Below are 23,972 nucleotides of genomic sequence, written 5' to 3'. Positions count from 1 at the left end.
GGGAGATCTCGAGATGGATATCCGCAAGACCCAAGCCCTTCGCGACATACTGAAGGACACCTCGCTGCTCAAGGACAAATGCTACATCGACGGCAAGTGGGTGGGAGGCTCCGCCACCATCGACGTGACCAATCCGGTGGATGAAAGCGTCATCGGCACCGTGCCGAAACTCGGCGCCGCCGAGACGAAGACCGCGATCGTTGCAGCCCAGCGCGCCCAGAAGGAATGGGCGAAGAAGACCGCCAAGGAACGTGCCGCCATCCTCCGCAAGTGGTTCAACCTGATGATGGAGAACCAGGAGGACCTCGCCCAGATCATGACCGCGGAGCAGGGCAAGCCCCTGGCCGAATCGCGTGGCGAAGTCGCCTATGGCGCTTCCTTCATTGAGTTCTTCGCTGAAGAGGGAAAGCGCATCTACGGCGAAACGATCCCGTCTCCCTGGCCCAACGGCCGCATGATCGTCATCAAGCAGCCCGTGGGCGTGGTTGCCGCCATCACCCCGTGGAACTTCCCGAATGCGATGATCACCCGCAAGGCAGGTCCGGCGCTGGCCGCCGGCTGTGCCTTCGTGTGCAAGCCCGCCAACGAGACGCCACTTTCGGCTTTGGCTCTCGCTGAGCTTGGCGAGCGCGCCGGCTTCCCCGCTGGCCTGTTCTCGATCCTCACCGGAGTCTCGCGCGAGATCGGCGCGGAAATGACCTCGAACCCCATCGTCCGTGCGCTGACGTTTACCGGCTCGACCGAAGTCGGCCGCGTGCTGATGGCGCAATGCGCGCCGACTATCAAGAAGGTGGGCCTTGAACTGGGCGGCAACGCGCCCTTCATCGTCTTCGACGATGCCGATCTCGATGCGGCGGTCCAGGGCGCCATGATGTCGAAGTACCGCAATGCCGGCCAGACCTGCGTCTGCGCCAACCGCCTGCTGGTTCAGGACGCCGTCTACGATGCGTTCGCGGAGAAGCTGGCGGAAGCCGTGAAGAAGCTGAAGGTGGGCGATGGCACCGAGAACGGTATCACCACCGGTCCCCTCATCAACAAGGCGGCCATCGCAAAGGTGCAGGAGCACATCGATGACGCGGTGAAGAAGGGCGGCAAGGTCGTCGTCGGCGGCAAGTCGCTGGGCGGCAATTTCTTCGAGCCCACTCTGATCCGCGATGTCACGGCGGACATGGCCGTGGCGCGTGAAGAGACTTTCGGCCCCGTAGCACCGCTGTTCCGCTTCAAGACCGAGGAAGAGGCCATCGAGATGGCCAACAACACCGAGTTCGGCCTTGCCTGCTACTTCTATTCGCGTGACATCGGCCGCGTCTGGCGGGTTGCCGAGGGCCTGGAATATGGCATGGTGGGCATCAACGAGGGCATCATCTCGACGGCCGAAGCACCGTTCGGCGGTGTGAAGGAATCCGGCCTTGGCCGCGAAGGCTCGCACCATGGCGTCGAGGAATATCTGGAAATGAAATACATGCTGATGGGTGGGCTTGCGAAGTGACGGCTGACGAACAGAAGAAAGCGGCAGCCCTCGCGGCTCTCGAATACGTGAAGCCTGGCAACAAGGTGGGGCTGGGAACCGGCTCCACCGCCAACCACTTCATCACGGCGCTGGCCGAGAAGGCCAAGGCGGGACTCGACGTCGAATGCGTGGCGACATCGAAGGCCACGTTCGAACTGGCCAAGAGCCTCGGCCTCAAGATTACGACGCTCGAAAAGCAGCCCCGCCTCGACATCACGGTCGATGGCACGGATGAGTTCGACGGCAAGTTCCAGTTGATCAAGGGCGGCGGCGGCGCGCTGCTGCTTGAGAAGATCGTGGCGTCGTCCTCGCGCTACATGGTGGTGATCGCCGACCAGTCGAAGCAGGTGGAGACGCTGGGCAGGTTCCCCTTGCCGGTCGAGGTGGTTCCCTTCGGCATCAATGCCACTGCCTGGAAGATCGAGCGCGCGCTCCGTATCCTGGAACTCAAGGGCAAGCTGGTTCTGCGCCTGAAGGACGGCAAGCCCTTCGTGACCGACAGCGGCAACGCCATCATCGACGTCACCATCGGCGCCATACCGAACCCGGATCAGCTTTCAACCTACCTGAGCGTCATTCCGGGCGTTGTTGACCACGGCCTCTTCGTCAATCTCTGCGGCATCATCCTGATGGGCACGGACGATGGCGTGAAGACGTTCCGCAAGGCATGAGCAGCTTCGATTACGATCTTTTCGTCATCGGGGCCGGTTCGGGCGGTGTCCGCGCCGGCCGCATCGCAGCGCGCTATGGCGCGAGGGTGGCGGTGGCGGAGGAGTACCGCGTCGGCGGCACTTGCGTCATCCGTGGCTGCGTGCCGAAGAAGCTCTTCGTCTATGCCTCGAAATTCGCCGAGGAATTTGAAGACGCGGTAGGCTTCGGCTGGACGTCAGAAAAGGTGTCATTCGATTGGGCGACGCTCATCGAGAACAAGGACAAGGAGATCGACCGGCTCAACAAGGCCTACATCCGGAATCTCGAAGCTGCTGGCGCTGAACTGATCCTAGAGCGCGCCGTGGTGGAAGGCCCCAACACCGTGTTGCTCGCGTCGGGCCGCAAGGTCACCGCGCGTTATGTTCTGGTGGCGACGGGAGCGGCACCCTTCGTGCCGCGCCATCTTCCGGGCCATGATCTGGCCATCACCTCGAACGAAGCGTTCCATCTGGATCGCTTGCCGTCGCGCATCTGCATCGTCGGCGGCGGTTACATCGCCATCGAGTTCGCAGGGATCTTCTCGGGCCTCGGCGTCGAGACGGTTCTCATCTATCGCGGCGAACAGATCCTGCGCGGCTTCGATGACGATATCCGCGAGCACCTCGCAGGCGAGATGAAGAAGAAAGGGATCGAGCTCCGCACCAGGTCCGATATCGCGTCAATCGAGCGCTCTGGCACCGGCGTGCGCGTCACGCTCAACGATGGCGCAGCATTCGGGGCAGGCCAGATCATGTTTGCCACCGGCCGCATTCCCAATGTCACCGGCCTCGGCCTCGATAAGGCGGGCGTCGAGATGACGCCGCACATGGCTGTGAAGGTCAACGCCTATTCGCAGTCGAACGTGCCCTCGATCTACGCCGTGGGCGATGTCACCAACCGGGTGAACCTGACGCCCGTCGCCATCCGCGAGGGCCACGCCTTCGCCGATACCGTCTTCGGCGGCAAGGATGTGAAGGTCGATCATTCCCTCATCCCGACGGCTGTCTTTTCTCAGCCCGAGATCGGCACCATCGGCCTCACCGAAACCGAGGCACGGCAGGGTTTCAAGGCGGTCGACATCTACAAGACGTCGTTCCGTCCCATGAAGCACACGCTGTCTGGCCGCGACGAGCGGACCCTGATGAAGCTGGTCGTCGATGGCGACTCGGATCGGGTTCTTGGCTGCCACATCTGCGGGCCGGATGCAGGCGAGATGGCGCAGCTGCTGGGCATCGCGGTCCGGCTCGGCGCAAAGAAATCCGATTTCGACGCCACCATGGCGGTTCACCCGACGGCGTCTGAGGAACTGGTGACGCTTCGCGAGAAGTGGGTGGCGGGGAAGTAGTTTTGCCGCCCCAGACCCTGGCATGGAATATGCTGCGCCCCGTGGCGTAACATTTTCAGAATGGTTTCCATGGATTTCCGCACCCAGCTTGCTGCCGAACTGCCGCCGCTGCGCCGCTTTGCCCGCGCCTTGACGGGCGATCCGGCGCTTGCCGACGACCTCGTTCAGGACTGCGTGGAGCGTGCCATGGTGAAGGGTCATCTCTACGATCCGTCACGCCCCTTGCGCGCCTGGCTCTACGCCGTGCTGCGCAACATCTATATCAGCGGCCTGCGGCGAAACGGGCGGTCCACCATCGTGAAGGCGGTGGATGATCTCGTCGACGGCGAAGATGCCGTTCCTCCGGAGCAGGAACATCGCATGTCGGTGGGCTCCGTCACGGCGGCGCTCGACGGGCTGTCGGCCCAGCACCGCGAAGTCATCGTTCTCGTGACGCTGGAGGAAATGAGTTACCGCGACGTGGCTGAAATTCTGAGCGTGCCGCTTGGCACCGTGATGTCGCGCCTGTCGCGGGCGCGTGAACATTTGAGGCAGTTGCTCGAGGAACGCGGGCATACTGGCCTGAGGCGTGTGAAATGACCAACGGCAAGATTGATGATTGGTCGCTTCATGCCTACGTCGACAACGAAGTATCGGGTGACCAGCGCGCCGAGATCGAACTTCTGTTGCGCAACAACCCGGAACTCGCACAGAAGGTCGATGCCTGGTCCCGCCAGCGCGACCTGCTAAAGCAGGCTTTTGACGGCGTGCTGGTGGAACCGCTGCCGCCGAGCCTCGCCGCGACGCTTCGCGGCGGGGGCGGCCTCGCGGCAAGGCCCTATCTTGCCATGGCTGCCGCACTGGCGCTTTTGCTTCTGGGAGGCCTTGCAGGCTGGTTCCTGGCGCATGAAGCAGCGCCGGACCAGGTCGCCAGCATCGCACGCGAGGCAATTGCAGCGCATGAGGTCTATACCGTCGAAGTGCGCCATCCCGTGGAAGTCGGTGCGGACGACAAGGCGCATTTGCAGGCCTGGCTCTCGAAGCGGGTGGGAACGCCCTTCACCGTGCCGGACCTGTCGACCGATGGCTATACGCTGCTGGGCGGACGGCTGCTGGCCTCGGGCGAAAGGGCTGCCGCCCAGCTGATGTATGAAGACGCCGCCCGCAATCGCATCACCATCTTCCTCACCGGCCAGCCCGACAACGGCGAGACCGCCTTGCACGTCGAGGAGAAGGGCAAGCTCATCGCCTGCTACTGGCGAGACGGCAAGCTTGCCTTTGCTGTGGCCGGGGAAATGGAGCGCGGGCCTATGATGAAGCTCGCGGAAGAAATCTACGACCAGTTCGAGAGCTGACGGAGTTACTGGTCCAGCACTTCGAAATGCGCTTCCGTCGTGATGCCGTTGTTGATCGGCAGCATGTCCTGCGGGCAAGCGGAGAATACGATAATCGCATCCATCTCCGCGCGGAAGACGACATAGTCTCCGGGCTTGCACAGGCAGTTGCCCCAGTCGAGCTTGCCGTCCTCATGCCAGGGAATGTTCATGAACAGGTTGAGCGAGTCAGGCGTGTAGGGCAGGAAGAGGCCGAGTTCAGCCAGGCCCGCGTGCATGTTGTCGCGGCAATTGTCGTGATAGTGCGTGCAGCCCAAGAGGCCGTAGCGCTCGTTGTCGCAAGGCGCGATCAGCGTGTCATGCCGGCCGGGAGAGGAATCCTTGGTCAGTGTCAGGATCGGACGCCGACGATTCGTCACCATCTTGTCGCCCTCGGCGGGGAAAAGCCTTGTCCAGAAGGCGCGGCAATGTTCCATGCCCATGTATTCGCGAAGGTCGCCCGCGTTGAACGCCCAGAAATCCACCACCTGGTTGCCATGGGTGTTGATGACCTTTACCAATTGGCCCTTGCTGACACGAACGGCCTTGCCGCGACGGGCGGGAATGGTCTGTAGTGTGGTGCTCACGCGTTCCTCCTGATTTTTGTAGAAGGTATCCATAATGAAGAAAGACCCGCGCTTCCAGCCTGTCGATGCCTCGGTGACACCGCGCTTTGCAGGAATCGCAACGTTCATGCGCACACAGCGTCACGACGTGTCACCAGACCTCGACGTCGCACTTGTCGGCGTGCCCTTTGATATCGGCGTCAACTATCGCGCGGGTGCAAGGCAGGGGCCTTCAGCCGTGCGAGAGGCCTCACGCCTCATCCGCCGCGTCCACAACGTGTCTGGCATCGCACCCTACGACATCTGCAACGTGGCCGACGTCGGTGATGCGCCCGTCAACCCCATCGATCTCGCGCGGTCGATCTCCATGATCGAGGAGTTCTTCGCGAAGATCCATGCTGCCGGGGCGGTGCCGCTTTCGATCGGTGGCGACCACACCGTGCCGCTGCCCATCTTGCGCGCGCTGGCGAAGAAGGGCCCCGTCGGCATCTTCCACATCGACAGCCATGCCGACACGCTGGATACGCTTGCCGATACGAAGATCAACCACGCCACGACCTTCCGCCGCGGGGTTGAGGAGGGGCTGATCGACCCGAAGCGCACCATACAGATCGGACTGCGCGGCTCGCGCTTCTCGCCCGACGACATCAAGTGGGGGCAGGATGCGGGCTTCACCTGCATTACCTTCGAGGACTACGAGGAGATGGGCCGTGCCGCGGTCCTCAAGAAGATCGATGAGGTTCTGGGCAACGGCCCCACCTATTTGACGATCGATATTGACGGCATCGACCCCGCATGGGCGCCCGGCACGGGCGTGCCTGAGATCGGCGGTCTCACTCCGCGTGAGGTTCAGGTGATGGTGCGGAGCCTTCAGGGCAAGCGCCTGGTAGGCGGCGACATCTGCGAAGTGGCACCCTGCTATGACCCAACGGGGATCACCGCCGTGACGGCGGCGAACCTGATGTGGGAAATGCTCTGCGTGCTGGCGGATTCGAAAGCCAGCCGCAGCTAGCCAAGTTCTGCGGAGAGCGCGCGGGCCACCATTCTCTGGAAATGGTGGACACCGTGCTCCGACAGTTCCGGATGGCCGGGGTCGATGACGAAGCGGCCCTGGTTATAGCCCCGAGATTTCAACCCGCGCTGGACGCTTTCGCAGAGTGCGATGTCTTCGGGCTGTAGGGTCTTGTCCATGTAGGCCATGGCTTGCCGAACCTGATCGCTTACTTCCGTGGTCGGTAGGAACCAGTCGAGATGCTCGATGGTGCGGTCCGTTCCATCGGGGATCATGATGAGAGCCGATATATTCGGTTCACCCGGATAGACCCAGAGCGTGAGGTTGGGCCAGAGATACCAGCCGGCATAGCCGAAATCGACGTCGCCCTTCTCGAAGCTGTAGGCCTTGGCCGTGGTAGTGCGGGGCGCATCCGAAATCTGGCTGACATAGAGGCCGTTGATGATGTTCCGATAGCTGTCCATGTCCACGAGGTCGACAAAGTCGCGGTGCGCCGGATGGCAGTGGTAGCATTCGAGGAAATTGTCGACGACGACTTTCCAGTTGGCCTTGATGACATAGTCGTCGCGGTGGGCGAACACCATGTCGTCGATACGCGGCACGTATTTGCGGATTTCCTCTTCAAGTGCTCCGCTTTGCTCCTTCAGTGAAATGGCGTCCTGGTCGAGGTTGACGAAAACGAAGCCGCAGAACTCCTCGACGCGTACTGGCTTCAGCGCAAAGTCGCAGGCCTTGAAATCCGGAAGCGCCTTTGTGAGCCGCGCTGTGCGCAAGGTTCCGTCGAGATTGTAGGTCCACGCATGATAGGGGCAGGTGAAGATGCGGGCCTCGCCTGCGCCCTTGACCAGTTCATGTCCGCGATGCTGGCAGACATTGTAGAAGGCACGCAGCTTGCCATCCTGATCGCGGGTGACGACGACACCCTGTTCGTGGATTTCGGTTGTGATGTAGCTGCCGGGCTTGGGCAACTGGCTCTTGTGTCCGGCGCACCACCAGCTCTTGTAGAAGATCGCGGTCTTTTCGGCCTCGTAGATCGCGGGATCGGTATAGAAACGGGCAGGCAGGGTGAAGGATTCCGAGGGATTGGTACAAACGGCCCCTTCCTGATTGCCGCGGCGCAGGACTTGAATGTTCATGAGGAGCCTCCCTTGTGCTGGACACTGAAGCTAGCATCAGGCAAATGTAGGTCAAACGATGTAAAATTGGCCTTATGCATTACATTTTATTATGAAAGAGTCACTACCGCCACTATCAGCGCTCATCGCATTCGAAGCTGCAGGACGTTTGCAGAGCTTCACGCGGGCGGCCGAGGAATTGAACGTCACGCAGGCCGCGGTGTCGCGCCAGATCAGGCTGCTGGAAGACCATCTGAGAAAGCCATTGTTCACGCGCGCGCACCGGTCCGTGGAGCTTACCAACGAAGGCCGGAGCTATCTCCATACGGTCTTCAACGCGCTGAAGCATGTGAGCGCCGCGACGCGCGAGCTGAAATCGGCAGGGCCAACATCGAGGCTGAGCGTTGCGGTTGACCAGTCGATCGCGCATCTCTGGTTGCCGCAGCATCTCAACTCGCTGCGGGAGGTTTTCCCGGATGCAGGATTACGGCTGATTGTCAGCGACGACGACAAGCTCTGCCTTGGCAATGACATCGACGTCGCGCTCATTCATGGCGGCGGCATTTGGCCGGGGCATGAGGGGAGGCTGCTTTTTCCCGAAGAAGTGTTTCCGGTGTGCAGCCCGGCCTGTCTCGCCTCCCGGCCGTCGCTAAAACTGGTGGATCTGAGGGGCGAGAGCCTCCTTGATCTGGACGACGATCACTGGAACTGGCTGAACTGGCGGCAATGGCTGACGGGGAAGGGCATTGGCATGGCGGCGGCACCCCGCTCGCTGACCATGACCAGCTATCCGCTCGTCATCGAAGCCGCCCGCCGGGGCCTTGGCTTCGCGCTGGGCTGGCGCGGGCTGGTGGACGATGACCTCAGGGAGGGGAGGCTGGTGGCGCCGTTTCCGGATTCGCTCAGGAGCAGTCTCGGCTATCACCTTGTCTGGCCGCGCGACCGCCCGCAATCCGCTGCGGCGTTGCGCTTCATCGAATGGGCCTTCGAGCGCAACGGCTAAGCAATCCAGCCTTTATTACCGCGTGGTGCACTGCTAGAAGCGCGTCCGATCAAGAGATTGGACCGTTTGCCATGGACGACAAGCAGCAGAAGACCGACCGCTACAGGGACACCGTGTTCCTGCCCAAGACCGCCTTCGGCATGAAGGCCGGCTTGCCGCAGAAGGAACCGGAACTGCTGAAGCGCTGGGAAGGGCTCGATCTCTACAAGAGGCTCCGTGCGCAGAGCAAGGGCCGGCCGAAATACGTGCTGCACGACGGCCCGCCCTACGCCAATGGCAACATCCATATCGGCCACGCGCTGAACAAGATCCTGAAGGACCTCATCACCCGCTCGCGCCAGATGTCCGGCTATGATTCGAACTACGTGCCGGGCTGGGACTGCCACGGCCTTCCCATCGAGTGGAAGATCGAGGAGCAATATCGCGAAAAGGGCAAGAACAAGGACGACGTGCCCATCGACGACTTCCGCAAGGAATGCCGGGCCTTCGCCGCGCACTGGATCGATGTTCAGCGCGAGGAGTTCAAGCGTCTGGGCGTCGTCGGTGACTGGGACAATCCCTACCTCACCATGAACTATCGCGCCGAGGCGCTCATCGCCAACGAGTTGCTGAAGTTTGCCAGCTCGGGCCAGCTCTATCGCGGTTCGAAGCCCGTTATGTGGTCGGTCGTCGAGAAGACCGCGCTGGCGGAAGCCGAGATCGAGTATCAGGACTACCAGTCCGACACGATCTTCGTGAAGTTCCCGGTCAGGCGCTTCGACGAGGAGAACTCCAAGGGCATCATCGAGCGCCTGCTCGAAACCATTGGCCTCATCGCCAGCGAGACCCATCCGGGGCAGGGCGATGGAGCGGAGTTCGGCAAGGATGCCAGCCTCGAGGGCGCTTCCGTGGTCATCTGGACCACAACGCCGTGGACCATCCCCGGCAACCGCGCCATCTCCTACTCGTCGAAGATCGACTACAGCCTCGTGCTGGTCACCGAAGCGCCTGATAACAACTGGGCGAAGGTGGGCGACAAGTACATCCTGGCCGACCGCCTCATCGCGGACACGATGAAAGCCGCGAAGGTCACCGGATGGCGGGAACTCCGCAAGGTTCACGCAGGCGAACTTGAAGGCATGATCTGCGATCATCCTCTCGCACCCATGGGCTATGGCTTCGACGTGCCCTTGCTCAACGGCGACCATGTCACCGACGATACTGGCACGGGTTTCGTGCATACCGCACCGGGCCATGGCGCGGATGACTACAATATCTGGATCGACAAGGTGAATGGCCCGATCCCCTTTACTGTGGATGCCGACGGCTATTTCACCAAGGATGCTCCCGGCTTCACAGGCAAGCGCGTCATCACCGACAAGGGCGAGAAGGGCGATGCCAACGAGGCGGTCATCCGTGCACTGATGGATGCCGGAAACATCATCTCGCGCGGGCGCCTGAAGCATCAGTATCCGCATTCCTGGCGGTCGAAGAAACCCATCATCTTCCGCAACACGCCGCAGTGGTTCATCTCGATGTCGGCCAAGGGCTTGCGCGACATCGCTCTCAAAGCCATCGACGAGACGAAGTTCTATCCCGCAGCGGGCCAGAACCGCCTGCGCTCCATGATCGAGCAGCGGCCCGACTGGGTGATCTCGCGCCAGCGCGCCTGGGGCGTACCCATCGCCGTTTTCGTGAACAAGGAGACAGGTGAAATCCTCAACGACAGCGCGGTGAACGACCGCATCGTCCAGGCCTTCACGGAAGAGGGTGCTGATGCGTGGTTTGCAGAAGGCGCTGCCCAACGCTTCCTTGGTGGAGGCTACGATGCGCAAGCCTGGGAACAGGTGCGCGACATTCTCGACGTGTGGTTTGATTCCGGCTCCACGCACGCCTTCGTGCTGGAACAGCGCCCCGATCTGAAATGGCCAGCCGACGTCTATCTTGAAGGCTCCGACCAGCATCGCGGCTGGTTTCATTCCTCGCTGCTGGAATCCTGCGGCACGCGGGGGCGGGCACCTTATGATGCGGTCGTCACGCACGGCTTCACCATGGCGGAAGATGGCCGCAAGATGTCGAAGTCGCTCAACAACCAGGTCTTCCCGCAGGACGTGATCAAGCAGTCGGGTGCCGACATCCTGCGCCTCTGGGTGGCGTCCTGCGACTATGGCGAGGACCAGCGCATCGGGCCCGAAATCCTCAAGACCAACGTCGAGGCCTATCGCAAGCTCCGCAACACCATGCGCTACATCCTGGGCGCCGTGGATGACCTGCAGGACTGGGAATTCACCCAGGCGAAGGACATGCCGGAACTCGACCGCTACGTTCTGCATCGCCTTCACGAATTGGAAGGGCAGGTGCGGCAGGCCTATGAGGTGTTCGACTACAAGCGCCTCTTCGCGCTCCTCTCGAATTTCATGACGGTCGATCTCTCGGCCTTCTATTTCGACATCCGCAAGGACTCACTCTACTGCGACGCATGGTCAAGCGTCCGCCGCCGGTCCTGCCGCACGGTGCTTGACCAGCTGTTCCATTGCCTCACCACCTGGTGGGCGCCGGTGCTGGCCTTCACCATGGAGGAAGTCTGGCTTTCACGCTTCCCCGGCGAGGAATCCTCGGTTCACCTGATGCAGTTCGCGAAATGCCCCGAAGAATGGGCCAATCCCGAACTCGCCGCCAAGTGGGATCGCATCCGCGAGGTTCGCTCCGTCATTACCGGCGCGCTCGAAATCGAGCGGCAGGTGAAGAAGACCATCGGTTCTGCATTGGAAGCGGCACCCGAGGTTTATGTGTCCAATCCGGACCTACTGGCCGCCCTCGATGGCGTTGATCTGGCCGAGATATCGATCACCTCGGGCGCGACGCTGATCGCGGGCGAGGGACCGTCTAACGCCTTCAGGCTCGACAGCGTGAAGGGTGTCGCCGTCGTCTTCAAGCCGGCGCAGGGGGCGAAATGCGCCCGCTCCTGGAAGATCACGCCTGACGTCGGCACCGACGCCGAATTCCCGGACATCACGCCGCGCGATGCCGACGCCGTCCGCGAATGGCAGACCCGATTCGGCAAGACGGTGTGATGAAGCCTAAGCTCTGGACACCGCTGTCGCCGCTCGTCCTGGCGCTGGCGGCGCTCGTCTTCGGGTTGGACCAGACCCACAAGTGGTGGATGATCAATGTCTATGGCATCGAGGCGAAGGCCCCGGTGCCGCTTACGTCGTTCTTCGAACTGGTGATGGTGTGGAACAGGGGGGTTTCCTACGGCCTGCTGACCACCCATACCCAGGAACTGCTGATCGGGATGAGCCTCGCCATCACCGCCATGCTGTGGATATGGGCCTGCCGGATGGACCGGGTGCTGGGGGCTGCTGCCCTGGCGCTTATCATCGGCGGTGCGCTCGCCAATGCGCTGGACCGCGCCATCCGTGGGGCGGTGGCCGACTTCTTCCATTTTCATTACGGAAATTTCAGCTGGTACGTCTTCAACATTGCCGATGTCGCCATCGTTGCCGGAGTGGCGCTGCTGCTGTATGAATCGGTCTTCGATGGCGCTCCCGAGGATCGCCGCGGAAAAGCCGGATTTTCGGGTGAATAATGAAAACCGGAATTCCTTATGGGTGACTGAATGAAGCCTGCCGTCTCTGTTGTCCTGCTTGGTGTGATCGCTCTCGGGGTGTCCGGATGCGGCAATGCGATGCAGAGCTACCTCGAGCGCGGCACGCCAACTCAGACCGCGGCTGTCCGCCAGGACCTGACCATGCCGCCGGACTTGCGCCTGCCGGCGCCCGGTTCAGCACCGGCCGCTGCTGATCCCGGACTGGCCCCGAGCGCCCCCACCCCGAGCACGGCTTCGACAACGGCTCCTGCGGCACCCGCGGCATCGTCCGGCGCTGCCACAGACGTCTATACCCAGGCTGGCATCGACCTGTACAAGCCGGATGGCACCAAGAAGACCGATATCGAACTCCGGCAGGAACTGCAGGCCGTCTACCTGGCCAGGAAGCAGCAGAAGAATCCGAAGTACGGCACGATCTTCAACATCGGCAACATCTTCTCGGATGAGTAGGCGGCGTCCGCCTGCGCCCGCCGTCTGAGCCTCCCTTCAATATCATTGGAATCGACATGACCTTCCTCAAGCGATTCGCGCCTGTCCTCTTGTTGCTGGCCGCGGTTGCATCGCCCGCCCGCGCGCTCGATATCGATGTATCCTCCTTCACGCTGGACAACGGAATGCAGGTGGTGGTGATCCCCGACCGCCGGGCCCCCGTCGTCACCCACATGGTCTGGTACAAGGTGGGTGCCGCAGATGAGCCGAAGGGCAAGGCCGGCATCGCGCATTTCCTTGAGCACCTCATGTTCAAGGGCACGCCGAAATATCCGGAGGGCGAGTTCAGCCGCATCGTCCGGGCCAATGGCGGTCAGGAGAATGCCTTCACCTCCCAGGACTACACGGCCTATTTCCAGCGCGTGATGAAGGACCGGCTTCCGCTGGTGATGGAACTCGAGGCCGACCGCATGCAGAATCTCGTTCTCACCGACGAGAACGTGCTCCCCGAACGCCTCGTGGTCCAGGAAGAGCGCCGCCAGCGCACCGACAATGACCCAGGAAGCCTCCTGTCGGAGCAGGTCGACGCCTCGCTCTATACCGCGCACCCCTACGGCAAGCCGGTGATCGGTTGGATGCAGGAAGTGGCCGAACTGACGCGTCAGGATGCACTCGATTTCTATGCCGCGCATTATGAACCGGGCAACGCCATCCTCATCGTCGCGGGTGATGTGACCGCTGACGAAGTGAAGCTGAAGGCCGAGCGCCACTATGGGCCGCTGAAGAACAAGCGCCCTCTTGCGGAGCGCCGCCGTACGGCGGAACCTGAACCCATGGCCGAGCGCCGCGTCACCATGCGCGATCCCCGCGCCAGTTCACCGACCTGGCAGCGGAAATACATTGCTCCCGCCGCCCGCAACCTGAACCAGCGCGACGAACTGGCTCTGTCGCTCCTCTCCGACATTCTGGGCGGCGGCAGCCAGAGCCGCATCTACCAGAAACTGACAGTGGAAAAGAAACTCACGGCCTACGCCGGCGTGTGGTTCAGCGGCGACGCGCTCGACTATGGCACCTTGGTCATCTATGCGGCGCCCAACACGGGCGTTGCGATTGCCGACATTGAGACGGCGGTGGACGAGGAGCTTCAGGATGTCATCGCGAAGGGCGTGACCCAGGACGAACTCGACCGCGCCCGCAACCGGGTGATCGCCAGCGCCACCTATCTCCTCGACTCGCAGGAAGCGCTCGCCCGCCTGTTCGGCACCACACTAACGACCGGCCAGTCCATCGACGACATCATGACCTGGGAGCGCGACCTTGCAACCGTGACGGTCGATGACGTTTCCAGGGTGGCGAAAGACACGCTCCGGGCCAAGGCCTCCGTCACGGGCGTTTTGCTGCCCGCGGTCGTCAACTGAGCCAGGAGACAAACTCATGTCCGCAACCTTTCGCGTCCTCCTGTTCTCGGTTCTGGCCCTTGTCTGGGCCTCTGCCGCGCAGGCTTTCACCATCCAGGAAGTGACGAGCCCCGGCGGCATCAAGGCCTGGCTGGTCGAGGAAAAGGCCATTCCCCTGATCGCCCTGAACTTCTCCTTCAAGGGCGGCAGCGCGCAGGAACCGGACGGCAAGGAAGGCGTTTCGGAATTCCTCACCGGCATGATGGACGAGGGCGCCGGCGACATGCTCTCGCAGGATTTCCAGCGCAAGCGCGACGAACTTGCCTTCAAGATGAGCTTCAACTCCGGCAGCGATTTCTTCGAAGGCAGCTTCCAGACTCTTTCCCGGAACAGCGATGCCTCCTTCGAACTGCTCCGGCTGGCCATCACCTCACCGCGCTTCGATGCTGGCCCCATGGAGCGCGTGCGGCAGCAATTCCTGCTCAATGTACGCAGCAAGCTGCAGGACCCGCAGGATATCGCCTGGAACGCCTGGATGAACGAGGCGATGCCGGGCGACCCCTATGCCCGCCGCGACGAGGGCACCGAGGCCTCGATCTCTGCGATGACGCCTGAAGACCTCGGCGCCGTCCACAAGCGTATCTTCAATCGCGCCACACTCCAGGTTGCGGTCGTGGGCGACATCAGCGCGGCCGAGCTCGGAGCCTTGCTCGACAAGGTGTTCGGCGGCCTGCCGAAGCAAGCCGTTGGTTCGGCTCTGCCCGCCGCCGAGGTGCAATCGGGACCGAAGCTGAAAGTGATCGACCTCGGCATTCCGCAGAGCGTCATCGTGTTCGGCACCGAGGGCATATTGCGGGAGGACCCGGACTTCATTCCAGCCTATGTGATGTCGGAGATTCTGGGCGGCGGCAGCTTCAACTCGCGCCTGACCGATGAAGTCCGCGAGAAGCGGGGCCTCACCTATGGCGTGGGCTATGGCCTCTCTCCCATGAAACGGGCCGGGCTCTATGTGGGTGTTCTGCAGACCGCCAATGCCAATGCCGGCCAAGCGCTCGACGTGGTGCGGGACGTCATGGCGAAGATGGCAGCCGAAGGCCCCACCCAGCAGGAACTGGACGAGGCCAAGACCTATCTCACCGGCTCTTACGCCCTGCGATTCTCCACGAACTCCGCCATCGCGGACCAGTTGTTGGGCCTGCAGCAGCAGGATCTCAGCATCGACTATGTGAAGACACGAAATTCAATGGTGGCGGGCGTTACCCTCGATCAGGTGAAGGCGCAGGCCAAACGCCTCCTGCACCCAGACAAGCTGATCGTGACGGTTGTGGGGAAACCCGAAGGGTTGAAGTAGCGCCGCTTAAGGGCAGGCCCTATTCTTGGCTCCATGCGAATCCGCAGACTCTCAGAAGGCACAGTAAACCGCATCGCGGCGGGCGAGGTCATCGAGCGGCCGGCCAGCGTGGTGAAGGAGCTTGTCGAGAACGCCATCGACGCGGGCGCCACCCAGGTCGACGTCGCCTTTCGAGGCGGTGGCAAGTCCCTCATCCGCGTGTCCGATGATGGAATCGGCATGGGGCCTGAGGACCTGGCGCTCGCGGTCGAGCGCCACGCGACATCGAAACTTGCCGACGACGATCTGGTAGATATCCGTTTCCTCGGGTTCCGCGGTGAGGCCTTGCCCTCGATCGGGTCGGTCAGCCGGCTGACGATTGCATCGCGCCCGCGCGGTGGCGACATCGCGCATGTGATTTCGGTGGAGGGCGGCACGCTCACCCCGCCCCGTCCCGCCGCTCTCTCGCGCGGCACCGAGATCGATGTGAAAGACCTGTTCTTTGCGACGCCCGCCCGCCTGAAGTTCCTGAAGGCCGATCGAACCGAAACGGCGGAAGCGGCCGACGTTGTCCGCCGCATGGCGCTGGCCCACCCTGAAGCGGGTTTCGCATTCGTGACGGAAGAACGCCGTCTCGTCGATGTGCCCAAGGGCGAGAGCGAGGAGGCCCGCATCCGCCGCATTCTCGGGCCCGACTTCATGGAGAACGCGGTGCCATTCGACATGGCCCGCGAGGACGTGCATGTGCGGGGCTTCGCAGGCCTTCCCACCTGGTCTCGCGCCCAGAGCGGCATGCAATACATGTTCGTCAATGGCAGGACCGTGAAGGACAAGCTCCTCTCCGGCGCCATTCGCGGTGCCTATGCCGATCTCATGCCACCCGGCCGTTTTCCCGCACTCGTCCTCTTCGTCACCTGTTCGCCCGGTCGGGTCGATGTGAATGTCCACCCCGCCAAGGCTGAGGTGAGGTTCCGCGATGGCGGTCTCGTTCGGGGGCTGATCGTCAGCGCCATCCGCGAGGCGTTGGGAAGAAAACGTGCGCCCGATACCGGCCTCGCACGGCAAACAGTATCGAGCTTCAGGCCAATGATGCCGCAGGGACGGTTCACGCCGGGGCTTTCGGAGGTGCAGGCTGCCTTCGACATGAGCTTGCCGCCCGCCGCCATGCCGGAACACGAGATTGTTCCGCAGGCGGATTATCCGCTGGGTCAGGCCCGCGCGCAGATTCACGACAACTATATCGTCTCGCAAACCCGCGACGGCTTCGTGCTGGTGGACCAACATGCCGCACACGAGCGCCTGGTCTACGAACGTCTCAAGCACGAGAGGGCGGAGAAGGGCATCTCGACCCAGCCACTGCTGGTGCCTGAGGTCGTCGAACTTGATCCCGTGCAGGTGGAACGTATTGCGGCAGCGGCTGACCTCCTTGCGACAAGCGGCCTCGTGCTGGAAAGCTTCGGCGACAGCGCCGTTCTTGTGCGCGAGGTGCCCGCCGCCATCGGCAAGGCGGACATTGCGGGCATCATCCGCGACATTGTTGATGAACTGGCGGAGCAGGGTGTCTCCACCGGGCTCGAACAGCGCATCAACCATGTGCTCGCCACCATGGCCTGCCACAACTCGGTGCGCTCGGGCCGCAAACTGAAGCCCGAGGAAATGAACGCCCTTCTGCGGGAGATGGAAGCAACGCCCAACTCCGGCCAGTGCAACCACGGCCGCCCGACCTTCATCGAGTTGAAGCTGGCCGATATCGAAAAGCTCTTTGGACGGCGCTAACGCTCGCTCGCCTTGTACTGCGCCTTGTCGAGCCATGCGGGGTTGATCTCGACGCCCCAGCCCGGCGCATCCGTCACCGTCGCCTTGCCGTCTTCGATCCGGTAGGGATCGCCAAGGAAGATGTCGTACTGCCAAGGATAATAGTCTTCTTCCTCGATCGAGAATTCAAGATACTTGCCCGCGTTGGGGATCGCCCGCAGCAGGTGCATGGTGCACATGGTGACGAGCGACAGGTTCGCCGCATGGGGCGTCACCGGGAGGCCCGCCGCTTCCGCCATCTTGCAAACCCTGAGCGTCCGCATGATGCCGCCCATATACATGACGTCGGGCTGCACCACGTCCACCGCGCGCATTCCGATCATGGTTTCCCACGCCGTGAACTCGCAGTCCTGCTCGCCACCCGTCACGTCGATCGTCAGTGCGTCGGCCACTTCCTTCGTCTGCGCGAATTCCCAATAGGGACAGGGCTCCTCGAAATGCCCGATGCCTTCGGCTTCCAGCAATTTGCCCACTTCAATGGCGCGCTTCGGCGAGTAGCACGAATTGCCATCAACGAGCTTTGCCATGCCATCGCCAAGCGCTCGTGAAACGGTCGGCACAATGTCCTCCGTCCGTCCCGGCCATTCGTCGCGGTCGCGCCCGCACTCGGCCCCCACCCGCCACTTGAAGGCATCGAAGCCCTTTTCATCGCGGAGCTTGCAGAGGCGGCGGGCCTCGTCTTTCGGCGAGATGTCGCGCTTCATGGAAGAAGCATAGGCGCGGAGCTTGCCGGGCGTGCCGCCGATCAGGGCAGTCACGGGCTTTCCCTCGATCTTGCCGCGCAAGTCCAGAAGTGCCGTATCCAGTCCCGTGGTGGCGCGGCGCAGATAGGAACCCGGATACTTGTGTTCGCGCTCGTTGATGAGGTCGAGCGTGTCGGTGAAGTCCAGCGCGTCGGTGCCCAGCGCGTGGCACGCCACCTGCCGGTGGAAGATCTCGCAGGTGATGTCGGAATTATAGGTCGAAACCTGGCCCCAGCCCTGTTGCCCTGTATCGGCCGTGACACGCACGAAGCCGACGAACTCGTTGCAGAAGGTTTCGAGCTTCCTGATCTTCATCACCATCTCCCTTGACCTTTGGTTCTACCCCTGCCGATAGAACCGCACTTTTGTGTCACCGTAGTCACGCTCGTCGATCAGGCTCAAGCCGGCAACGGCCGCAACCTCTGCCTTTTGCGACTCCTCCAGAACCACGATTGCCGAGGGATTGAGCCACTGTCCGGAAACGAGTGCGGCAAGCGCCTTTTCGCCCATGCCCTTGCCATAGGGCGGGTCGGCGAACACGAGGTCAAAGCCCGGTTGCGGCGAGCAGGGCCCGAGGTCGGTCGCGTCGCGCCGCCAGATCTTGACCAGCCCGATAACGCCCAGCGCGTCGGCATTCTTGCGTATCAGCCCGCGCGCTTCCGAGGAATCGTCCACGAACTGACAGAACCGCGCACCACGCGACACGGCTTCCAGCCCCATCGCTCCCGTTCCTGCAAAGACGTCGAGCACGCGCGCGCCCTCGATCTCCAGTCCCTCTATGCCATGAGCGAGAATGTTGAAGATCGATTCCCGTACCCGGTCCGACGTGGGCCGCGTGGCCGAGCCCTGCGGCGGGGCAATGCTATGACCTTTGAATTTTCCGCCGACGATCCGCATGACTATCCTTGAAGAACCCGGTTCCGATATTGGATTTCATCACCTTCGGCGGCACTTCCTCGATGCCGCCGCGCGCCAGTTCTCCCAATTGGAACGGGCCGAATGACGTGCGGATGAGGCGGTTGACCTTGAGGCCCAGATATTCGCAGATCTTCTTCACCTCGCGGTTCTTGCCCTCGCGGATGGCAACGGTGAGCCACTGGTTGTCGCCCTGCGAGGTCTCGACCTTGGCTTCGACCGGGCCATATTTGATCCCTTCGATCTCAACGCCCTTGGCGACCTTGGCGAGTGCCGCATCATCGACGCGGCCATAGGCCCGCACACGGTAACGCCTGATCCAGCCCGTCGCGGGCAATTCGAGGTAGCGGGCAAGTTCGCCATCGTTGGTGAGGAGCAGCAGGCCCTCGGTATTGATGTCCAGCCGGCCGATGGAGATGACGCGCGGCAACTGCTCGCGGAGCTTCTCGAACACGGTCGGGCGGCCTTCCGGATCGTTGTTGCTGACGACGAGGCCCGCCGGCTTGTGATAACGCCAAAGGCGGGTTTCCTCTTTCACCGGAAGCGGCTTGCCATCAACGAGGATCTTGTCCTTTGCCGTCACGTTGGTGGCGGCGGCCCGTAGCACCGCACCATTGAGCTTGACGCGGCCCTCGCCGATCAGCCGCTCAGCATCGCGCCTCGAGCAGATGCCTGCCCGCGCGATGACCTTGGCAATGCGTTCACCCTCGAACTCGCTCATCTTGACCCGAAACCCATGATTGCCTCATGTGACACGATGCGATTGAAACTGCCAGAGCCAATGCTGATTGCCTTCGAGGAGGCGGAAGCCGCCGCCGTGCGGGGCGAGGTGCCCGTGGGCGCCGTTGTGGCTGACGCGAGAGGCCGGATCATTGCGCGGGCGGGAAACCGCACGCTGGAACTGAAAGACCCGACGGCCCACGCCGAGATGCTGGCGATCAGGACGGCGGCGGCAGTGCTGGGCTCGGAGCGTCTCAACGATTGCGATCTCCACGTCACGCTGGAGCCTTGCGCCATGTGCGCAGGCGCCATTTCATTCGCCCGCATCAGACGGCTCTACTTTGGCGCCGCCGACGAGAAGATGGGCGCGGTCGAACATGGCAGCCGATTCTTCGCACAGGCCACGTGCCACCATCGGCCGGACGTCTACAGCGGGTTCGGCGAGGATCAGGCCCGTGAACTCCTCAGGGAGTTCTTCAAGTCAAGGCGCTAGGCCATTGCATTGATTCGTTTTTCCAGTTCGAACTTGAGCTGGTCCTTGGCCACCTGCGCGGAATCGAACATCTCCTTTGCCCGGAAGAAGTCACCACCGGAAAACGCGTGGATGGCGGGACGAATATAGATGTCGGGCGGGGACACGGCGCGGCGCAGGTTGGCAACCTGATGGAACATGATGAGCAGCGAACCGATGGCGAGATCCATATTGGTCGGGCTGATGCCGTTCGTGGCGCGTGGCCGTCCGGTCACATCCACCGCCACCACAATGTCGATTCCCTGCCGCACGTGGTCGAACGGCACCGGATTGGTGACGCCTCCATCGACATAGGCGTGGCCGTCATATGTCGGTCCGAGGATGACGCCCGGAATGGCAATCGAAGCCGCGACCGCCTTGATGAGCGGCCCCGACTCGATGACGCGTTCTTCCATGGCGTCGAAGTCGGTTGCCACCACCTTGAACGGGATTGCGAGGTCCTCGATGTTTTTCGGCAGCGTATCGGGCAGCACGAGTCCTGCCAGCGTCTCGCCCTGAAGATGAAGCGAACCGAAGCCTTTCATGGCGAGAAGCTCAAACAGTCCTGTGCGCCGTTCCCCGAACACGTAGCGCATCGCGCCCAGCCGATTGGTGAGCAGCATCTCCGCGCGTTCACGGATTTCAAGGGCAGACATTCCGCCCGCATAGGCGGCGCCCACCAGCGCCCCGATGGAGCAACCTGCGATCACGCTTGGCTTCAGTCCCATCTCATCGAACACTTCCAGCATGGGAATATGCGCAAGGCCGCGTGCGCTGCCGCCGCCAAGCGCCAGCCCTATCGTGGGCGTGCTCACGCGCCGGCCTTCCGGGCGAAGGCCCAGGCGGTCTCGGACAGCGGGCGCACCTGTTTCGCCATGGCGGCAGCATCGGCATTGGCCGCCGTGCCGTCGCGCACCCGCCCCAGAATGCCTTGCAGGATGGCGGCGAGCCTGAAGAAATTATAGGCCATGTAGACATTGAGGCCCGGAATCCCGTCGCGGCCCGTGCGGCGGCAATAGTCCGCGATGTAGCTTTCTTCCGAAGGCACGCCGGGGTCGGTTTCATGGCCCAGGAGCGAGCCGACGCCAGCGCCCGTTTCCGAGACCGGCATGTGCCATTGCATCAGGTGGTAGGTGAAGTCGGCAAGCGGGTCGCCGATGGTTGAAAGTTCCCAGTCGAGCACGGCGATGATGCGGGGCTCGGTCGGGTGCACGATGCAGTTGTCCAGCCGGAAGTCCCCATGGACAATGGCGATGCCCGAATCTGCAGGGCAAACACCCGGCAGCCAGGCCATGAGCCTGTTCATCTCCGGGATCGTCTCGGTTTCCGACGCCCTGTACTGTTCCGACCATCGCTTGATCTGGCGTGCCACATAGCCTGCGGGCTTGCCGAAATCAGCAAGACCAAGCGTGGCGACGTCACAGGAATGAAGCTGGGCAATCGTCGCGTTCAGTGAGGAGAACAGCGCCTTGCGGTCTTCAACTGAAAGGCCCGGCGCCTGCGGCTCCCAGAACACGCGGCCATCGGCATGCTCCATGACATAGAAGGCGGCGCCGATCACTGTCTCGTCGGAACACAGATGAAGCGGACGGGCGACGGGAAATCCGGCCTTCGCCAAGGCCTCCGTCACCCGGTATTCGCGTTCGATGGCGTGCGCCGAGGGCAGCAGCTTGCCGAAAGGCTTCCGCCGCAGAACATAGGCGCGGGATGGTGTCGTGAGCTTGTAGGTCGGGTTCGACTGACCGCCCTTGAACCGCTCGACGGTGAGGGCCCCCGCAAAACCTTCGATATGCTGCCCGAGATAGGCTTCGAGGGAAGCGATGGGAATGTCCGCGGCAGTGGTGCCCGAGAAGGCCTGCTGGCGGTCAATGCGCATGGCGAGCCAGGAACGGGAGGAGGGCGGCAAGCGTCGCTTGCGGGTTTTCCTCGGTCATGAAGTGGCCTGAACTGATGCCATGACCCTCTACATCGTCGCACCACTCCTTCCACGTTTCCAGCGGCCCTTCGGTCTCGGACGGAATGCCAGCCTCACCCCACAGCGCAAGCGTGGGACACGCGATCTTCCGCCCAGCCGCACGGTCGGCTTCATCCGCCGCAAGGTCGAAGGTGGCCCCGGCCCGGTAGTCGTTGCAGGTGGCGTGAATGTGTTCGGGCGTCGCGTAGTGCAGGCGATACTCCGCCAGCGCGTCCTCGCTGAAGGAAGACAGGTCCTTCGATTTCGTCCAACTGGCAATCGTATAATCGAGATAACCCACCGGGTTCTGTTCGATGAGCATTTCAGGCAGCGGATTGGGCTGGGCGAGGAAAAGCCAGTGATAGGTCTTCATCGCCAGCTTCACAGTGAAATTGTGCCACATCGCATGCGTGGGCACGATGTCGAGCACGGTCAGGCAGTTGACGGCCGCAGGCGCATCGAGCGCCATGCGGTAGGCCACGCGCGCGCCGCGATCATGGCCGACGACAGCGAAACGCGAATGCCCGAGCGAGGCCATCAACGCCAGCAGGTCCTTCGCCATGGCGCGTTTCGAGTAGGCCTCGTTCTTCGCGTCATTGGGCGGGCAGGCGGAATAGCCATAACCCCGCAGATCCGGCATCACGCAGGTGAAGGATTTCATCAGCTCCGGCGCCACGCGGTGCCACATGGCGTGGGTTTGTGGAAATCCGTGGATCAGCAGAAGCGGCGGGCCTGAGCCTCCGGCACGCGCAAAAATATCCGTGCCGTTGACCGTCAGGCGATGCTCATGGGTTCCGGGAAACAGCGTGCTCATGGCCTGCGAGATTACACCTCCCAGTCGATAACCACCAAGCCTTCGAATCCGCCGTCCAAGGCTGCGACGACCATCTTGCCCACCACCTGATGGTCAGGATGCGGCAGGTAGGCATCGCGCGCGGCGGCATCCACGAAATCGACCGTGAAGCCGTGGGTGAAACCTTTCTGCAAACCCTCGGGCGAAGTGTCCTTCCCGCAGGTGACGGCGAGAATGCCGGGGAGCTTCTGCTGAAGGCCCTTGATGGCGGCAAAAACGGCTTCGACGTCGGCATCCTTGCGGAAGCGGCCCAGCACGGCATGGCGGATCATTATGAGTTCTCCCTCTCGATTGCGCGCCAACCGATGTCGGTGCGGTAGAAGCCTTCCGGCCAGTCTATGCGCTCGACGGCGGCGTAGGCACGCTCCTGCGCTTCCTTCACCGTCCGTCCGCGCGCGGTGACGTTCAGAACGCGGCCGCCGTTGGCGACGATGGCATCGTTCTTCCTCGCGGTACCGGCATGAAAGATTTCGACACCTTCCATGGCCGATGCGCCTTCGAGCCCGCGGATCTCGGTGCCCTTGAGAACCTCGCCCGGATAGCCCCGCGCGCACATGACGACCGTCAATGCAACGTCATCGAACCACCTTGCAGACACCTTGTCGAGCGTTCCGTCGCAACAGGCCAGCAGCAGGGTGACCAGATCATCCTTGAGGCGCATCATCATCACCTGGCATTCAGGGTCGCCGAATCGGCAATTGTATTCGATGAGTTTCGGCCCGTCCGTCGTGAGGATGATGCCGGCATAGAGCACGCCGACGTAGGGGTACCCCATATCGCTCAGTGCACGGATGGTCGGCTTGACGATCGACTCCAGCGCTTCCTCGCACAGGGCGGGAGTCATGCAGGGCGCGGGCGAGTAGGCGCCCATGCCGCCGGTGTTGGGGCCCTGGTCGTGGTCGTGCAGGCGCTTGTGGTCCTGGCTGGTGGCCAGTGCGACGACGTTCTTGCCATCGGCCAGCACGATGAAGCTGGCTTCCTCGCCCTCGAGGAAGTCCTCAATGACCACCCGTGCGCCGCCCTGGTTGTGGGTGACGCCGAGCTTGTTGTCAAGCAACATCCAGTCGATCGCCTCATGCGCCTCGGCCAGCGTGGTGGCGACCACCACGCCCTTGCCCGCCGC

Annotated in this window: 24 protein-coding genes; 14 read left to right on the top strand and 10 right to left on the bottom strand. The window is 62.5% G+C overall.

What is annotated here, in order from left to right:
- The first annotated feature begins 13 nt into the window (after positions 1–13).
- The 5 genes from ACEW8Q_RS12305 to ACEW8Q_RS12285 all read left to right on the top strand — a co-directional run bounded on the left by ACEW8Q_RS12305 (position 14) and on the right by ACEW8Q_RS12285 (position 4,879).
- The gene (locus ACEW8Q_RS12305) at positions 14–1,489 is read left to right on the top strand and encodes an NAD-dependent succinate-semialdehyde dehydrogenase (protein ID WP_373504349.1); all 1,476 of its coding nucleotides are present in this window, start codon (positions 14–16) and stop codon (positions 1,487–1,489) included.
- Entirely contained in the window at positions 1,486–2,181 is a 696-nt protein-coding gene (rpiA, locus tag ACEW8Q_RS12300) for a ribose-5-phosphate isomerase RpiA (protein WP_373504348.1), read from the top strand. Before ACEW8Q_RS12305 ends, rpiA begins: the two co-directional genes overlap by 4 nt.
- Complete coding sequence (gene gor / locus ACEW8Q_RS12295; RefSeq protein ID WP_373504347.1) at positions 2,178–3,545, top strand: glutathione-disulfide reductase; 1,368 nt, start codon at positions 2,178–2,180, stop codon at positions 3,543–3,545. The genes rpiA and gor overlap by 4 nt, the downstream gene beginning before the upstream one ends.
- A gap of 69 nt (positions 3,546–3,614) precedes the next feature.
- The gene (locus ACEW8Q_RS12290) at positions 3,615–4,124 is read left to right on the top strand and encodes an RNA polymerase sigma factor (RefSeq protein WP_373504346.1); all 510 of its coding nucleotides are present in this window, start codon (positions 3,615–3,617) and stop codon (positions 4,122–4,124) included.
- Positions 4,121–4,879: an anti-sigma factor gene (locus tag ACEW8Q_RS12285; RefSeq protein WP_373504345.1), complete on the top strand. Its 759-nt coding sequence runs from the start codon at positions 4,121–4,123 to the stop codon at positions 4,877–4,879. Before ACEW8Q_RS12290 ends, ACEW8Q_RS12285 begins: the two co-directional genes overlap by 4 nt.
- Positions 4,880–4,884: 5 nt before the next feature.
- Here ACEW8Q_RS12285 and ACEW8Q_RS12280 read toward each other — a convergent pair whose 3' ends face one another.
- Positions 4,885–5,484, bottom strand: a complete 600-nt coding sequence (locus ACEW8Q_RS12280; protein WP_373504344.1) for a DUF1989 domain-containing protein — start codon at positions 5,482–5,484, stop codon at positions 4,885–4,887.
- 34 nt (positions 5,485–5,518) lie between these two features.
- Between ACEW8Q_RS12280 and speB the strand changes: the two genes are divergently transcribed.
- Positions 5,519–6,475 carry an agmatinase gene (speB, locus tag ACEW8Q_RS12275; protein WP_373504343.1) on the top strand — a complete coding sequence of 319 codons (957 nt, stop codon included), beginning with the start codon at positions 5,519–5,521 and terminating at the stop codon, positions 6,473–6,475.
- Here speB and ACEW8Q_RS12270 read toward each other — a convergent pair.
- Entirely contained in the window at positions 6,472–7,611 is a 1,140-nt protein-coding gene (locus tag ACEW8Q_RS12270; RefSeq protein WP_373504342.1) for an aromatic ring-hydroxylating dioxygenase subunit alpha, read from the bottom strand. The genes speB and ACEW8Q_RS12270 overlap by 4 nt on opposite strands.
- 91 nt (positions 7,612–7,702) lie before the next feature.
- Between ACEW8Q_RS12270 and ACEW8Q_RS12265 the strand changes: the two genes are divergently transcribed.
- The 7 genes from ACEW8Q_RS12265 to mutL all read left to right on the top strand — a co-directional run bounded on the left by ACEW8Q_RS12265 (position 7,703) and on the right by mutL (position 17,114).
- Complete coding sequence (locus ACEW8Q_RS12265) at positions 7,703–8,593, top strand: LysR substrate-binding domain-containing protein (RefSeq protein WP_373504341.1); 891 nt, start codon at positions 7,703–7,705, stop codon at positions 8,591–8,593.
- 71 nt (positions 8,594–8,664) lie between these two features.
- Positions 8,665–11,646, top strand: coding sequence for an isoleucine--tRNA ligase (gene ileS / locus ACEW8Q_RS12260; RefSeq protein WP_373504340.1), 2,982 nt, complete (start codon positions 8,665–8,667; stop codon positions 11,644–11,646).
- The gene (lspA, locus tag ACEW8Q_RS12255; RefSeq protein WP_373504339.1) at positions 11,646–12,161 is read left to right on the top strand and encodes a signal peptidase II; all 516 of its coding nucleotides are present in this window, start codon (positions 11,646–11,648) and stop codon (positions 12,159–12,161) included. Before ileS ends, lspA begins: the two co-directional genes overlap by 1 nt.
- A 30-nt stretch (positions 12,162–12,191) precedes the next feature.
- On the top strand, positions 12,192–12,632 hold the full coding sequence (locus ACEW8Q_RS12250; protein WP_373504338.1) for a hypothetical protein: 441 nt from the start codon (positions 12,192–12,194) through the stop codon (positions 12,630–12,632).
- Between the two features lie 56 nt (positions 12,633–12,688).
- Positions 12,689–14,029 carry a M16 family metallopeptidase gene (locus ACEW8Q_RS12245; RefSeq protein WP_373504337.1) on the top strand — a complete coding sequence of 447 codons (1,341 nt, stop codon included), beginning with the start codon at positions 12,689–12,691 and terminating at the stop codon, positions 14,027–14,029.
- Positions 14,030–14,045: 16 nt separating this feature from the next.
- Entirely contained in the window at positions 14,046–15,359 is a 1,314-nt protein-coding gene (locus tag ACEW8Q_RS12240; RefSeq protein WP_373504336.1) for a M16 family metallopeptidase, read from the top strand.
- A gap of 33 nt (positions 15,360–15,392) precedes the next feature.
- Positions 15,393–17,114, top strand: a complete 1,722-nt coding sequence (gene mutL / locus ACEW8Q_RS12235) for a DNA mismatch repair endonuclease MutL (RefSeq protein WP_373504335.1) — start codon at positions 15,393–15,395, stop codon at positions 17,112–17,114.
- Here the strand turns inward: mutL and ACEW8Q_RS12230 are convergent.
- From ACEW8Q_RS12230 to ACEW8Q_RS12220, 3 genes are read right to left on the bottom strand one after another with little or no spacing between them, the layout of a single operon-like run.
- On the bottom strand, positions 17,111–18,211 hold the full coding sequence (locus ACEW8Q_RS12230) for a mandelate racemase/muconate lactonizing enzyme family protein (RefSeq protein ID WP_373504334.1): 1,101 nt from the start codon (positions 18,209–18,211) through the stop codon (positions 17,111–17,113). The two genes, mutL and ACEW8Q_RS12230, sit on opposite strands and share 4 nt — an antisense overlap.
- Positions 18,212–18,235: 24 nt before the next feature.
- Positions 18,236–18,793: a 16S rRNA (guanine(966)-N(2))-methyltransferase RsmD gene (gene rsmD / locus ACEW8Q_RS12225; protein ID WP_373504333.1), complete on the bottom strand. Its 558-nt coding sequence runs from the start codon at positions 18,791–18,793 to the stop codon at positions 18,236–18,238.
- Positions 18,759–19,532 carry a pseudouridine synthase gene (locus ACEW8Q_RS12220; protein WP_373504332.1) on the bottom strand — a complete coding sequence of 258 codons (774 nt, stop codon included), beginning with the start codon at positions 19,530–19,532 and terminating at the stop codon, positions 18,759–18,761. Before ACEW8Q_RS12220 ends, rsmD begins: the two co-directional genes overlap by 35 nt.
- Positions 19,533–19,574: 42 nt before the next feature.
- Here ACEW8Q_RS12220 and ACEW8Q_RS12215 point away from each other — a divergent pair, with 42 nt between their 5' ends.
- A complete protein-coding gene (locus ACEW8Q_RS12215) occupies positions 19,575–20,024 on the top strand; it encodes a nucleoside deaminase (RefSeq protein ID WP_373504381.1) in 450 nt (149 codons plus the stop codon).
- Here ACEW8Q_RS12215 and ACEW8Q_RS12210 read toward each other — a convergent pair.
- The 5 genes from ACEW8Q_RS12210 to purD all read right to left on the bottom strand — a co-directional run.
- On the bottom strand, positions 20,021–20,857 hold the full coding sequence (locus ACEW8Q_RS12210) for a patatin-like phospholipase family protein (protein ID WP_373504331.1): 837 nt from the start codon (positions 20,855–20,857) through the stop codon (positions 20,021–20,023). The two genes, ACEW8Q_RS12215 and ACEW8Q_RS12210, sit on opposite strands and share 4 nt — an antisense overlap.
- Entirely contained in the window at positions 20,854–21,918 is a 1,065-nt protein-coding gene (locus ACEW8Q_RS12205; protein ID WP_373504330.1) for a phosphotransferase family protein, read from the bottom strand. Before ACEW8Q_RS12205 ends, ACEW8Q_RS12210 begins: the two co-directional genes overlap by 4 nt.
- Positions 21,908–22,810: an alpha/beta fold hydrolase gene (locus ACEW8Q_RS12200; RefSeq protein ID WP_373504329.1), complete on the bottom strand. Its 903-nt coding sequence runs from the start codon at positions 22,808–22,810 to the stop codon at positions 21,908–21,910. Before ACEW8Q_RS12200 ends, ACEW8Q_RS12205 begins: the two co-directional genes overlap by 11 nt.
- A gap of 11 nt (positions 22,811–22,821) precedes the next feature.
- Positions 22,822–23,121, bottom strand: a complete 300-nt coding sequence (locus ACEW8Q_RS12195) for a Dabb family protein (RefSeq protein ID WP_373504328.1) — start codon at positions 23,119–23,121, stop codon at positions 22,822–22,824.
- Positions 23,121–23,972 (bottom strand): phosphoribosylamine--glycine ligase (gene purD, locus ACEW8Q_RS12190; RefSeq protein WP_373504327.1); only part of this gene is annotated, 852 nt, incomplete at its 5' end. The genes ACEW8Q_RS12195 and purD, both read right to left, overlap by 1 nt.

Origin of the sequence: Aestuariivirga sp. (assembly GCF_041738905.1) — a bacterium.
In the GTDB taxonomy this organism is placed as follows: Bacteria; Pseudomonadota; Alphaproteobacteria; order Rhizobiales; family Aestuariivirgaceae; genus Aestuariivirga.
The sequence above is the reverse complement of the archived record's forward strand: the minus strand, read 5'-3'. Positions and strand labels throughout refer to the sequence as shown.

Coding starts and splice junctions, on each gene's coding strand:
- ACEW8Q_RS12305 (WP_373504349.1), top strand. CDS start 14: ATGGATATCCGCAAGACCCAAGCCCTTCGCGACATACTGAAGGACACC.
- gor (WP_373504347.1), top strand. CDS start 2,178: ATGAGCAGCTTCGATTACGATCTTTTCGTCATCGGGGCCGGTTCGGGC.
- ACEW8Q_RS12290 (WP_373504346.1), top strand. CDS start 3,615: ATGGATTTCCGCACCCAGCTTGCTGCCGAACTGCCGCCGCTGCGCCGC.
- ACEW8Q_RS12285 (WP_373504345.1), top strand. CDS start 4,121: ATGACCAACGGCAAGATTGATGATTGGTCGCTTCATGCCTACGTCGAC.
- speB (WP_373504343.1), top strand. CDS start 5,519: ATGAAGAAAGACCCGCGCTTCCAGCCTGTCGATGCCTCGGTGACACCG.
- ACEW8Q_RS12270 (WP_373504342.1), bottom strand. CDS start 7,611: ATGAACATTCAAGTCCTGCGCCGCGGCAATCAGGAAGGGGCCGTTTGT.
- ACEW8Q_RS12265 (WP_373504341.1), top strand. CDS start 7,703: ATGAAAGAGTCACTACCGCCACTATCAGCGCTCATCGCATTCGAAGCT.
- ileS (WP_373504340.1), top strand. CDS start 8,665: ATGGACGACAAGCAGCAGAAGACCGACCGCTACAGGGACACCGTGTTC.
- lspA (WP_373504339.1), top strand. CDS start 11,646: ATGAAGCCTAAGCTCTGGACACCGCTGTCGCCGCTCGTCCTGGCGCTG.
- ACEW8Q_RS12250 (WP_373504338.1), top strand. CDS start 12,192: ATGAAGCCTGCCGTCTCTGTTGTCCTGCTTGGTGTGATCGCTCTCGGG.
- ACEW8Q_RS12245 (WP_373504337.1), top strand. CDS start 12,689: ATGACCTTCCTCAAGCGATTCGCGCCTGTCCTCTTGTTGCTGGCCGCG.
- ACEW8Q_RS12240 (WP_373504336.1), top strand. CDS start 14,046: ATGTCCGCAACCTTTCGCGTCCTCCTGTTCTCGGTTCTGGCCCTTGTC.
- mutL (WP_373504335.1), top strand. CDS start 15,393: ATGCGAATCCGCAGACTCTCAGAAGGCACAGTAAACCGCATCGCGGCG.
- ACEW8Q_RS12230 (WP_373504334.1), bottom strand. CDS start 18,211: ATGAAGATCAGGAAGCTCGAAACCTTCTGCAACGAGTTCGTCGGCTTC.
- rsmD (WP_373504333.1), bottom strand. CDS start 18,793: ATGCGGATCGTCGGCGGAAAATTCAAAGGTCATAGCATTGCCCCGCCG.
- ACEW8Q_RS12220 (WP_373504332.1), bottom strand. CDS start 19,532: ATGAGCGAGTTCGAGGGTGAACGCATTGCCAAGGTCATCGCGCGGGCA.
- ACEW8Q_RS12205 (WP_373504330.1), bottom strand. CDS start 21,918: ATGCGCATTGACCGCCAGCAGGCCTTCTCGGGCACCACTGCCGCGGAC.
- ACEW8Q_RS12200 (WP_373504329.1), bottom strand. CDS start 22,810: ATGAGCACGCTGTTTCCCGGAACCCATGAGCATCGCCTGACGGTCAAC.
- ACEW8Q_RS12195 (WP_373504328.1), bottom strand. CDS start 23,121: ATGATCCGCCATGCCGTGCTGGGCCGCTTCCGCAAGGATGCCGACGTC.